Annotated in this window: 9 protein-coding genes; 6 read left to right on the forward strand and 3 right to left on the reverse strand. The window is 52.3% G+C overall.

The window, feature by feature from the left end:
• The first annotated feature begins 14 nt into the window (after positions 1-14).
• Together KRAC_RS08100 and KRAC_RS08105 are read left to right on the forward strand one after the other, a co-directional pair.
• Positions 15-1,451, forward strand: a complete 1,437-nt coding sequence (locus tag KRAC_RS08100; protein WP_007905965.1) for a hypothetical protein — start codon at positions 15-17, stop codon at positions 1,449-1,451.
• Between the two features lie 266 nt (positions 1,452-1,717).
• On the forward strand, positions 1,718-3,445 hold the full coding sequence (locus KRAC_RS08105) for a peptide ABC transporter substrate-binding protein (protein ID WP_007905967.1): 1,728 nt from the start codon (positions 1,718-1,720) through the stop codon (positions 3,443-3,445).
• Positions 3,446-3,622: 177 nt separating this feature from the next.
• Here KRAC_RS08105 and KRAC_RS08110 read toward each other — a convergent pair whose 3' ends face one another.
• The 3 genes from KRAC_RS08110 to KRAC_RS75655 form a co-directional block, all read right to left on the reverse strand.
• Positions 3,623-4,165: an IS200/IS605 family accessory protein TnpB-related protein gene (locus KRAC_RS08110; protein ID WP_040442133.1), complete on the reverse strand. Its 543-nt coding sequence runs from the start codon at positions 4,163-4,165 to the stop codon at positions 3,623-3,625.
• Entirely contained in the window at positions 4,158-5,954 is a 1,797-nt protein-coding gene (gene ltrA / locus KRAC_RS08115; RefSeq protein WP_007905969.1) for a group II intron reverse transcriptase/maturase, read from the reverse strand. Before ltrA ends, KRAC_RS08110 begins: the two co-directional genes overlap by 8 nt.
• A gap of 582 nt (positions 5,955-6,536) precedes the next feature.
• Entirely contained in the window at positions 6,537-6,983 is a 447-nt protein-coding gene (locus KRAC_RS75655; RefSeq protein ID WP_244421979.1) for a hypothetical protein, read from the reverse strand.
• 16 nt (positions 6,984-6,999) lie between these two features.
• Between KRAC_RS75655 and KRAC_RS75660 the strand changes: the two genes are divergently transcribed.
• The 4 genes from KRAC_RS75660 (at position 7,000) to KRAC_RS08130 (ending at position 12,089) form a co-directional block, all read left to right on the forward strand.
• Positions 7,000-7,284, forward strand: a complete 285-nt coding sequence (locus KRAC_RS75660; protein WP_052568085.1) for a hypothetical protein — start codon at positions 7,000-7,002, stop codon at positions 7,282-7,284.
• 578 nt (positions 7,285-7,862) lie between these two features.
• Positions 7,863-9,620, forward strand: a complete 1,758-nt coding sequence (locus tag KRAC_RS08125; protein WP_007905970.1) for a peptide ABC transporter substrate-binding protein — start codon at positions 7,863-7,865, stop codon at positions 9,618-9,620.
• 92 nt (positions 9,621-9,712) lie between these two features.
• Positions 9,713-9,883: a hypothetical protein gene (locus KRAC_RS70945; protein WP_007905971.1), complete on the forward strand. Its 171-nt coding sequence runs from the start codon at positions 9,713-9,715 to the stop codon at positions 9,881-9,883.
• A gap of 448 nt (positions 9,884-10,331) precedes the next feature.
• Complete coding sequence (locus KRAC_RS08130) at positions 10,332-12,089, forward strand: peptide ABC transporter substrate-binding protein (protein WP_007905975.1); 1,758 nt, start codon at positions 10,332-10,334, stop codon at positions 12,087-12,089.
• Positions 12,090-12,170: the final 81 nt, after the last annotated feature.

The raw sequence follows: 12,170 nt of genomic DNA on the forward strand, positions 1-12,170 counted from the left end.
GTAGGAGCTTATCCATGGCACAAGTTGAAATGAGGGTAGACCTCTCAAACGTGCTTAGCGCAGCGATTGAGGGCAATACAGAACAATTAATCGCCTCTGTGCGTGACATTTTACATGACACCAACTCACCCGACGTTCTCCTGGGACGCCTGGGCATGATTGCCGTTCACGGGGACAGCGATGGGCATCCCGCCACCGTGCTGGCTGCCGCGGCCATGTTGAGCCGCCTGATTCCCTTTCTTCCAGAGCCAGTGGACTCGACTGTTCCCGTCAAAGAGCGTGCCTTGCCGCTCTTTTTCCAGGCAGCCAGGCTAGCCAGAACCGCCTTGCGCGTGGGCACTGGCGTTGAGCCTAACTATCCTGAGCCACTCTTCCCCAGCGATCTTGGCGAAAATACGACTGTTGGCGAGGCCCTGCGCAAAGCAGTACACAGTAACGATGTCCTGGCCGTAGAACGCCTGCTCTTTGGGCTCTACGGCACTGGCGCGGATTACCGCACGATGGAGGTCCGGGCATTTGAGGCCGTCGCCGACACCTTCCAACACGGTGGTCACCCACTCATCTTCGCCGTGCGTGGTTTTCAGTTGCTTGATGCCGTTGAGTGGGGCGACCGCGTTCCCAACATCTTGCACTGGCTCGCGCCCCATCTGCCCCTCCAATCAGGCAGCGATGAGCCAGCCTGGGCTCGCACCGTACGCGATTTTGCCTCCAAGCCCGAAAATAGCATGAAGAGTGTACGCACGCGCCTCTCCACGCCCAAAGATGAGAATGCGCTGGAGCTTTACAAGCTCGTCAATAGCACCTCGGATACAATCCAGGTGTGCCAGGGTGTCTACAACACAGTAATCAAGAGCGAGGCCTCACCTGTCGCCACAGCTGCGGTCATCGCGCTCTCAGCCACTGAGCTACTGCGTACCCTCGACAATGCCGAACATGAGCAGTATATCAAGGTAGCCCACGGCCTACTCTTCGCCTCCGCCGTCCAGCAGGTTATGCGCCGCGTGCAGGATGTAGAGGCTCTGCCCTTGCTCTATACCTCCGCAGCCTATGTCAGCGCGTTGCGCCAGGAGATCGCCAGCTCTCCACTCAAGCAAACCGAGCCGACAGCGGCCAGCACCATTCCTGGCGGCGGTTTTATCGCCAGCTCTCAGCTTGAGACCCTTCAGGAGCAGCTCAAAAATAAAGACTTCGCTGGCGCCCTGGCGACCTCCCAGCGCTACCTGAAAGTTGGTCATGATCCTCGCGCACTCTTTGGAGCTATTGCAATCGCCGCTGGGCACATTGACGCAACCAGGGATCAGGGCCACACCCTGCAAATCGTTCAGGCGGCGGCGGAATCCTATATGGCCTGGCCTAAAGCGCTGGCGACAACCAGTGCCGATGCCTTCCTCCATGTCGCCTTGCGCGCCATCGTTGGTGGACATCTCGACGAGATAAGCGTGCGCTTCTAGCCGGGTAGAGGCATAGAGCTTGCATCCAAGAAGCTCCTGTATAGAGGAGAGGAGGCAAGCCTCTCTCGCAGCGAATAGCAATTTACGACCAGGTATGTGAGAAGTGACATGCCTGCGACGTTATTAGAGTATAAGGGGCACGCGCGTTAAATACCCGTGCCCCTCTCGTATTGTGTGCACATTATGTGCAATCCAGCACCACATGCCTTTATTTTCGCTGTCCAGCCTCTTTCACACAATCACAAGCGTTAAAGGAGACACGCTTTATGTTTCCTACCAGGAAAACCGATCTCACCAGGCAATACCTCTATCTACCAGGGCTCTGTCTACTACTCGTTCTTCTCAGCGCGTGTAGTCTCTTTGGGGATGCTTCACCGCACATGGTCAAGGCTCCCGCGAACAAGCAGACCTATATCATTCCCCAGGTTGGGATTACCAATCTTGATACCCTTGATCCGGCATTGGCGCATGATGATACCTCAATTCATGCTGTCCAGATGCTCTATACGGGCCTGGTACAGCTCAACGATAAACTCGAAGTTGTCCCTCAGCTCGCCCAGAGCTGGCAAACCGATAGTGATGGACTCACCTGGACCTTTAAACTCAAGCCACACCTGACGTTTAGCGATGGTACACCACTCACCTCTGCTGACGTCGCCTACAGCCTCGACCGAGCGCTGCTCCCCACAACCCAATCGACGGTCGCACCGTTATATCTCAATATTATCAAGGGTGCAAGCCAGGTCATCGCAGGCCGCAGTGCATCCATCATCGGCACAGGCGTTACGACGCCAGATGCCAGTACCGTCATGATTACGACAGAGCAGCCCGCCACGTATTTGCTTGCGCGCCTGAGCATGAATTGCGCCTATGTGGTTGAAAAAAGTATGGTCACAAAGTATGGTGCCCAATTTACTGACCATTTAAGCCAGGGAGGGGCCTCTGGCCCATTTCGCGTCGCAGACTATAAACATGGGCAATCCATTACCTTCTCTCCCAATACACACTACTATAATGCCAGGCCCCAGCTACAAAAAGTTACTTATCGCTTCTACCAGACCGCTCAAGAGGCCTATAAAGCCTATACCAATCGCCAGGTCGATACCGCCAGCGTGCCCCTGGCCAACTACCAGAACGTGCGTAAACAGAAGGACTTTCACCAGGTTCCACAGCTCTGGATCAACTACTACACCATGAACTACCTGGCCAAGCCCTTCGATAATGTGAAAATTCGCCAGGCCTTTGCCCTGGCCATTGATAAACAGGCCATTGTGCAAAATGTTTGGAAAGGGACCGCACTCCCGACAAATCATATTCTCCCTCAGGGTATGCCCGGATATAATGAGAAACTCACTGGCCCAGACCAGACGAAAGCCCTTATCGGCAACCCCAAACTGGCCCAAACCTTGCTCAAAGAGGGACTCAAAGACGAGAATATTGCCAGCGTCTCCGATCTACCAGATATCGAGCTAAGCTACGCAACCGGTGTTCCTACCATCACACAGGAGATCCAGGCAGCCATTCAGCAATGGCAGAAAGTCCTCAATATTTCCGTGAAACCAAACCCCATGGATTACAATACCCTCCTGGACAAGATAACGGCCTCATCCATGAATAACCAGGAGCTACAGTTCTGGGCGCTCTCCTGGATTGGTGAATATCCTGATCCACAGGACTGGCTCTCTTATCAGTTTGGGAAGGGCACAGTCAACAACAATATGAACTATGGCCAGAACTTTGGTCCGACGGCCGCCAAACAGCAGGCATTACAGGACCAGCTTACCAGGGCCGATGGCCTCACCAATGCAGGTGGCCGACTCCAGGCATACCAGCAAGCCGAGCAACAGCTTGTGAACGATGTTGCCTGGCTACCAATGGAGCAGGAAACAGCCATCTTCCTGCGTACCACCGATATCGTCGGCCTCGTTGATAACGGGCAGAATACCACCCCGCCTGATGATTGGGCCAAGATTTACCGCGTACAGGCAGGCTAATCTTAGCCTACAAGGCAAACATTATACCTCAGAGGAGTCGGGGCCATGGTTCCGACTCCTCTAGCTTTGGACCCCGCGTCTCTCCCTCTATGTACACAGTATCTTAAAATGATGACAAATATGCCTATACGTCATCCGTTCAGACGGCCAGCCGTCTGGGGAGAACTGCGGCTCCCGCTACTCCTCGCCCCACTTGCAAAGGGTCGGAGCTACTTTTGCGTAAGATGTTGTACGATCCGTTGATATCGGCATGAAGGAGGCGTCCATCCCCGGCACGATACCAACTGCGCGCAACACGCTTGCCTGAAAACACCGGCTTCTCAGCCGTGTTGGCTTCATAGGTTGGGATGGGTCGCCGTCCAGAAAACTGGCCTTGCTGGTGTAGCTTTCTTCTTGAAGGATAACCCTGATCCCAACCAGGTGCGCTTTGTAGGTCAACTGCTCAATGAAACGGCCATGGGGAAGCTGCACAAACTGCTGGTTGTTCCTGCGTCCCATGGTCACCCCTTGTTTCCAGAAGGGATTCTTGCCAATCACCAGCGTTCCGATGCCCTCGCTGACCAGCAGGTCAATGATCCGACGGCTGGCCGTGTGCAGATACGCATCCACACGGCGATTGCGCTTCGTCGTCACGCGATCCAGCTGGCGCGAGGTGTATCGGTTCTCATGCGCGAGGCGTTGCTGCTGCCTGGCGCGCTGTTTGTTGTTAAAACTAAGCATGAGTGTCACCACTCCTACTCGTCTTCAAAACCGTGCTTGACAGTTTCCCGTCACACGGCTCCTCAGTAACATGGCCTTTGTCGTAGGTACCGTTGGCCTTTTTCGAGTGGCGCTCGTCGTGGCAATGACGATGGAGAGCGAACTTGTTGCTCAATTCCTCTCCGCCTCCTTCACTTTTCGGGGTAATGTGATCGATCTCTATGAGGTCTTCATCTTTGAAGTACAGTCCACACCAACGGCATTTTCCCTCTTGCTTCTGTAAAAGTTTTGCTTTAACTCCGTTAAGAAGCGGGTGTTTCTTGAGTCGCTGGCTCCAGTAAAGAAGATTTCCGTCATATGGGCTGGCAGTTCCTTTCACTTTTACATGACGCCGGATGTATGTTTGTTGGTGGTTTCGTAGTTGTAGGTCGGGGGTTCGGAAGATCCATCCCTTTCCTTCATCCACTTTCCAATACTTTTGCATAATCCAGTGTCGATTTTTGTTTGGGTGCCTGCGATTCGCCCATCTTTCCAATTGTCGAAAAAGTACCATGTCGCAGTGCTTGAATGCCCTTCTTGCACAGATGCTTCGGTAGTAGTTTGCCCATCCGTAAATGACCGGGTTCAACTCTTTAATGAGCTTTTCCTGTTTCATGCTCCGGTGCTCTGCTACCAGACGATGCGTTTCTTTCACATGGTGCGCAATCGCTTCCTTACTGGGTCTGATGAGTGTCTTGAAGCCAAGTGGTTGACCATTAGGCCGCTTTCCGGTGTGTGTTTTCCCCATCGGATACTGGCGTATGGTGAAACCAAGGAAATCAAATCCCGTTTTTCCCTGATATTCCATCAAGGTGTGCGTGATCCGTGTCTTGCTCGGCTTGAGTTCTAGTCCAATGCGCTGTAACCATTCCGAAAGGATTTCTTTTGCTTTTTCGACGCCTTCGAGCTTGGGATGGAAAACCACCAGATCATCGGCGTAGCGGACAAATTTGGGTCGTCCCTCCTTCCACCGGTAGGCCGCTATCAAGTCCGTTTCCATACCATGAAGCGCGATATTCATAAGTAATGGTGAGATGACTCCCCCCTGCGGGGTTCCTTTCCGGGTCTCGTCAAATATGCCATTATCAATGATTCCCGCTTTGAGCCAAGCTTTCACAAGCAGCCTTACTGCGGGATAGGTGTCGAGTTTGGCGAGAAGTGCCTGATGATCAATATGATCAAATGCTCCTTTAATATCGGCATCCAGGACATACTTTGCCTGTGTGCAGATATTGGTGTGAATGGTTTGAATTGCATCATGACAGGAACGTCCAGGGCGGAAACCAAAGCTATTGGGTTCAAATTTGGCTTCCCATTGTGGCTCTAAAGCGAACTTTACGAGGCACTGGTGCGAGCGATCTCGCATGATGGGAATCCCCAAGGGTCTTTTCTCATCCTTTCCAGGCTTGGGAATATAGATCCTTCGCACTGGTTGGGGTTTGTATTGAGACCATTGCTTGGGGTGGATTTGTTCAGCCAGAGTGAAACGCTGGGCCGGTTTGACTGATTTTACTCCGTCAATGCCTGCTGTGCGTTTTCCCTGGTTGTCTTGGGTCACTCGTCGAACCGCTAAAAGCCTTGTCGCTCTGGATTTCATCAGAAGTTTCTGTAGTTTGTGGACTGCTCTTGTGTTGCCACGGCTCTCGGCTTTGAAGATGCGCTTTTGTAGGCGGTAAACATGCTGCTCAAGCTTGCGCCAGGGCAGCTTGTTCCAACTTTCACTCTCAGGGTCAGGTGGTAGCTTGATCTTGGGTGCCTTCGTTTTCACCATACTACTCGTTTCTCTTCATTCCATGTTACCGTGCCTACGTCAGCATATCCTGGGCATTACCCCAGGCATTGGCTTTTTAGGCAATCCTTCTCGGAGGCAGCTTGCGGATGGTTTCCTGCTCATCGTATCGACCTCCAATGAGAGCGTACCTTCGAGTTACTCCGTTCCGATTATCTGTTTTGCGCTGCCGTAGGTTTGTGCTATCCACCGGGTACGCTAGTGAGTGAGGCAGGGTATCACGACACTACCCTTTCACTTTCTCCATTGTTTCGCAGATTGGTACCTTACCTTTTGGTCAAGTCTATCAGCCTGTTTGACTTGTTCAACCTAACGATGGTTCCGTTGCACATTCGCGTTATTCATTCTGTTGAATGAACTGCTAACCATAGCCGCCTGACTCGGAGATGGGTCTGCTTCAGACTAGCAGTTTCCTCTCCTGGATACCCGCTTTACGGATTGAGGACCAGTCGCTACCGTAGGGCATCGTCTTTCCGTGCTCACTTCACAGGTGAGGAATTGCACCTCACGTCAGATAATCAGTTATCAAGACATTGATCAATGTCTTGCCAGCCTTCCCCTTACTTATCCAGCAAGTTTCGGCTGAACGGATCGCACGTAGCACTGATTGAGGCTTTTAAGGGGTTTGCCACTCACCAGGCGAGGCACAAAACCAGGTTTGTCGCTGGTGATGGCTGCGAGCACATTGACACCCACATCCACGGCTGCCCGAAGCTGTGGGTTGACCGCAGCCGGTTGGATCTCCTGCTCATAGACGACCTCCAGCATGTAGCCATCAGCGCGTGGAACGATGCGAACCTGCCTGATGGCTTCCCAGGTGATCTGGGTCGCGATCTCGATGGGCAATCCTGATGGGACCAGCTTGCCCGTGCGCTTGAATACCCTCTTGCCCAGGGCTTTTTTCTCGTAGATGAGCAGGAAACGGCCTTTGGTTTTGTCTTGATAGCCAGGGATCTTGGGGCGTCCCGTGAAGGCAGAGGGGTCTTCGCGATAGGCCTCCATCACGCGCAAAAAAGCTGCTCCAATTGTGGTGGAGCTGAATCAGGATGGCATTACTGACTTTGCGAGGCAGGGCTTGATAGGCCTCGTGATGTTTCAAGCGATGAAAGATGGCAGCGTAGGGGAGATAGGTACCCTCGTGAATGAAGGCTTGCCGGACGTGGTAATTGGCCTGGTTATAGAGGTTTTTGGAGGCAAAAGCTGCCCGATCAATGATGGCAAAGCGTGCATCCTGATGACGAATGAGATGTCGTTCGACCAACTGCACCTGGTGCCTTCTCCCTTTCCAACAACACGTCCTTCGTGTCGGTGAACCTCTCTCCTGGCGTTTCATACAAGAACATTCTTTCTAGCAAAACTCTACCAGAGATGTCTCCATTTGTCAATATCTGGCTGGCATGATTCCTTGGAAACGTTTACCACACCTCGTCTCGGCCATAAAACGCGAGCAACACTCAGAAAGAAGAGCGAGCCTGGACTGCTCTCCTCTACGCTTTTCCGGCTCTGAACGCTTTATCAAAGGGAAAAATCAGGCCAAACTTTTTGGGCTTGAAATTTCTTAAAGAAATCTGAGAGATTGTGCAAAACATCGGCGTATATATACATGTATTCAATAATCACAATCTGCTCTTAAGTAGAAGTAACCTGCACAGAAAATGACTCTTTCTATAAGATTTGTTTTCTGGGCTAAACTCCTCTTTGCGCTCTTTTTGTAGAAGAGGATATATTTTCTAGCTTTAACCTTGTAAGCAGGTATACTAGCAATCTATCTTTCAAGAGCAAATAGCGTAGCGTGCAAAATATTCAATGCTGAATATTTTGCTTGTTATGCTATTATGTAGCGCTGTGGCGTATCTTCTTTCCTCTTTTCAGTTCAAGGAGATTTCGTACATGAAGCCGAACAAAAAGCTTTTAGGTAAATTTTTACCCGGCATGTTTATCATGCTCGCCATGTTGATCGTCGCCTGTGGCGGCGGCAACTCTGGTACCAGTAGCACAGGCAGCAAACTTTCCGACGACAAGCAGATCTATGTTACCCCTTACAGTGGCATCTCCGATGTCGCCACACTCGATCCGGCCCTTTCCACCGACCTGGAATCTATCAGCGCCATTGACACAATGTTCACCGGCCTGGTCCAGCTCGACGACAACCTCAAGGTGTATGGCGAACTGGCTGAGAAATGGAGTACCTCCAGCGATGGCCTGACCTGGACCTTTACCCTGCGCCCGGGAATGAAGTTCAGCGATGGCAACCCCATCACCGCCGACGATGTGATCTTCAGCATTGACCGCGCCCTCAAGCCCGCGCTCAAATCCACCGTCGCCCCCTCTTACCTGGCCCTGGTCAAGGACTCGGATAAACGCTTCGCCGGTAAAGTTCCGACCCTGATCAACGATAGCCTCTTCGCTCCCGATCCTAACACTGTCAAGATTGTCACCAACCAGAAAGCGGCCTACTTCCTCGATGCTCTGACCTACTCGACCTCTTATGTGGTCGAGAAGAGCCTGATGCAGAAGTATGGCGATACTGACTACTTCAAGCATCTGAGCGAGGGTGGTTGCTCAGGTCCCTTTAAGCTGGATAAGCACCTTCCGGGCCAGTACATTAGCTTCGTACCTAATGACAACTACTATGGTCCTAAACCCCAGCTCAAGAAGTTCGTCATCGCCTTCTACAAAGATCCCCAGACGACCTACAAGGCCTACAAGACCAACCAGGTCGACCAGGCTGGTGTCCCCACTGCCAACCTGGACGAGGCACGCGCCTTCCCCAATAAGCAGTTCCGCCAGGCGCCTGAGCTTGCCATCGACTACATTACGATGAATTACATGGCAAAACCCTTCGACAACATCAAGATCCGCCAGGCCTTCGCCCTCTCCATCGACAAGGACACTATCGGGCAGAACATCTGGAAGGGAGCACGTTTCGCTACGAACCATATCATCCCTCAGGGCATGCCTGGCTACAATCCCGATCTAAAGGGAACAGCCGGTGTAAACAGCACCAAGGGCGACAAGGATCTGGCCAAGAAGCTCTTCCAGGAAGGTATGCAGGAGGAGGGCTATACGGCTTCTACCTTCCCGCAGATCTCCTTCACCGTTGCGACCAGCGGCTCACAAACCGTTAAGAATGAGTTCCAGTTCGTGCAGCAGCAGTGGAAGGATACCCTGGGCGTCAACGTCACCATCAACGACGAGGACTTCAATAAGATTCTCGACGATTCCTCCAATACTGTGAATAATCCCAAGGGCCTGCAAATGTGGGCGCTCGACTGGATCGCCGACTATCCCGATGCCCAGGACTGGACCAGCTTGCTCTTCGGCAAGGGATCTTCGAACAACAACTTCAACTATGGTCTGGGTAAATCCTCTGATATCGCAACCCAGCAGCAGACCCAGGCCCTCATGCCAGTCGCAGACGCCAACCAGAACAGCGCGGAACGCCTCTCGCAGTACAACAAGATCGAGCAGCAGCTCGTCGATGATGTCGCCTGGATTCCCATCGTTCAGCGCCAGAGCTCCTATGTCCTTAAACCCTGCGTCAAGGGCGTGGTGGACAATGCGCAACTGCTGACTCCGCCAAGGGACTGGACCAACATCTACAAGACAAGTGACTCTCCTTGTGCCAGCACCAACGCCTACAAGTAAGTCCTGACTTGTAAGTTAGAATTGGTAAGCGAAGGGAGGAAGAGCGGCGCTCATACCACTTCTTCCCACAAAAAGAGGGGAGCGGGCCATATATGGCTTACTCCCCTCTTTTTGCTAGCTGGTTCCTGCCTGCTGTCATGGTACTGCTTGCCATGCTCGTTGTCGCCTGTGGCAGCTCAGGAAGTGGCGCCAATGGCAGTAAAGCGTCTGACGACCAGCAAATCTATGTCTTTCCTCCAGCATCAATATTTATCGAAATGTAGATACTAAGGGAAAAACTCAAAATTGTGGTAAATCCGTGAGAGATTTAACTACTATGCTTACGTAATTACACACAAGAGCTATGTTTGTGAAGACAAAAGCCACATCCAAAAGCAAACGACTTAGAGAGTTCACCTTTCTTTAAAGATAAAGCGAGTAGAGAGAGAGATAAGTCGATTGCTTCACACGTATTTCTATTTACAGTAAAAAATTATCTGCGCTGCGCGCAAACATAGCTCACAGCCAACAACAGAAGAGGGGTTCTTTATCCAGGAATTCGGGTGCCAAAGCAGTCATCTCAACAGAATACCCGTCACCAGGCAGGTAATATGCTCTCTTACCCCTTTCAGGAGCAAGCCGGCATTACCTATATAAAAAGCATTTCGAAGAAGCTGTTCTCAGTTCATAGAAATGCTCGTATGTACTATCCTTAGGACAAGGAGTATTTACATGCAACCTGGCAAGAAACATGCTGGTAAATTTTTACCAGCAATCCTGATGCTACTAGCTATGCTGATCGTCGCTTGTGGCGGCAGCTCTGGCAACAGCACCACGACGAGCAGCAAGCTTTCCGATGACAAGCAGATCTATGTCTCCCCCAACAGCGGCATCTCCGATGTCGCCACACTTGACCCGGCCCTCTCTACAGACTCAGCATCTATCTCGGCATTGGATATGATGTTTGTGGGATTGGTCCAGCTCGACGACAACCTCAAGGTATACGGCGAACTCGCGCAGACCTGGAATACCTCCAGCGATGGCCTGACCTGGACCTTCACCCTGCGCCAGGGGCTGAAGTTTAGTGATGGCAACCCCATCACCGCTGACGATGTGATCTTCAGCATCGACCGCGCCCTCAAGCCCGAGCTCAAATCCACCGTCGCTCCCGCCTACCTGGCCCTGGTCAAGGACTCGGACAAGCGCTTCGCTGGTAAAGTTCCGACACTGATCAATGACAGCCTCTTCGCCCCTGATCCCTCAACCGTCAAGATCGTTACCACGCAGAAAGCCCAGTACTTCCTCGATGCCCTGACCTACTCCACCTCCTATGTGGTGGAGAAGAGCTTTGTCCAGAAGTATGGCGATACCGATTTCCTGAAGCACCTCGGTGAGGGCGGCTGCTCGGGTCCCTTCATCCTGGATAAGCACGTCAGTGGTCAGCAGGTCAGTTTCACGCCTAATAAAAACTACTGGGGTCTCAAGCCACAACTGAAAAAGGTCGTCTTCCCCTTCTACAAAGATCCTCAGACGGCTTACAAGGCTTATCAGTCCAACCAGGTCGATACCGCTGGTGTTCCTACTGCGAACCTGGACCAGGCACGTGCGCTGCCTAATAAGCAGTTCCGCCAGGCGCCTGAGTTGGCTATCGACTACTACGCCTTGAACTTCCTGGTGAAGCCCTTTAACAACATCAAGATTCGCCAGGCCTTTGCCCTTGCCATCGACAAAGACACCATTTCGCAGAACATCTATAAGGGTTCGCGCCTGCCGACTAACCATATTGTTCCCCAGGGCATGCCCGGTTACAATCCTGATTTGAAGGGACCTGGTGGTGTGACCAGCACCAAGGGCGACAAGACTCTCGCCAAGCAGCTCTTCCAGCAAGGCATGCAGGAAGAGCACTATACCACGGCTAACTTCCCACAGGTTACGCTGACCGTCGCCACTGGTGGTTCGCAAACAGCCAAGAACGAATTCCAGTTTGTGCAGCAGCAGTGGAAGGATACTCTGGGCGTCAGCGTCACCATTAACGACGAAGACTTCAATAAACTCCTGGACGATACCTCTGCGGCCACTGGTAATGCCAAGGGTATTCAGATGTGGGCCATTGCCTGGATCGCGGACTATCCCGATCCTCAGGACTGGACCACCCTCCTCTTTGGTAAGGGTTCCTCCTACAATGAGACCAACTTTGGCCAGAACCAGTCGCAGAACGCTACCGCCGAGCAGCAAATCCAGGACCTGATGACGACCGCGGATGCCAACCAGAACAGCACTGAGCGCATCTCGCAGTACAACAGGATTGAGCAGCAGCTCGTCGACGATGCCGCCTGGATCCCCAGGTTGCAGCGCCAGAGCTCCTATGTCCTCAAACCCTGCGTCAAGGGTATTATCGACAACGCTCAGGGTCTGGTACCACCAGCGGACTGGTCTAAGATCTACAAGACCGGCGATTCTCCTTGTGGCAACACCAACGCTTACAAGTAGTCTTCTCTACACAGTAAGCAGCGCTTTAAACAGGCCAGTGGGTAGATACTACTCACTGGCCTGTTTCCCTCTTTATGGGAT

The sequence above is a fragment of the Ktedonobacter racemifer DSM 44963 genome (assembly GCF_000178855.1).
GTDB lineage: Bacteria > Chloroflexota > Ktedonobacteria > Ktedonobacterales > Ktedonobacteraceae > Ktedonobacter > Ktedonobacter racemifer.

What these genes read in the sequence shown, in the direction of transcription:
- KRAC_RS08100 (WP_007905965.1), top strand. Translation starts at nt 15, where the DNA reads ATGGCACAAGTTGAAATGAGGGTAGACCTCTCAAACGTGCTTAGCGCA.
- KRAC_RS08105 (WP_007905967.1), top strand. Translation starts at nt 1,718, where the DNA reads ATGTTTCCTACCAGGAAAACCGATCTCACCAGGCAATACCTCTATCTA.
- KRAC_RS08110 (WP_040442133.1), bottom strand. Translation starts at nt 4,165, where the DNA reads ATGCTTAGTTTTAACAACAAACAGCGCGCCAGGCAGCAGCAACGCCTC.
- ltrA (WP_007905969.1), bottom strand. Translation starts at nt 5,954, where the DNA reads ATGGTGAAAACGAAGGCACCCAAGATCAAGCTACCACCTGACCCTGAG.
- KRAC_RS08125 (WP_007905970.1), top strand. Translation starts at nt 7,863, where the DNA reads ATGAAGCCGAACAAAAAGCTTTTAGGTAAATTTTTACCCGGCATGTTT.
- KRAC_RS70945 (WP_007905971.1), top strand. Translation starts at nt 9,713, where the DNA reads ATGGCTTACTCCCCTCTTTTTGCTAGCTGGTTCCTGCCTGCTGTCATG.
- KRAC_RS08130 (WP_007905975.1), top strand. Translation starts at nt 10,332, where the DNA reads ATGCAACCTGGCAAGAAACATGCTGGTAAATTTTTACCAGCAATCCTG.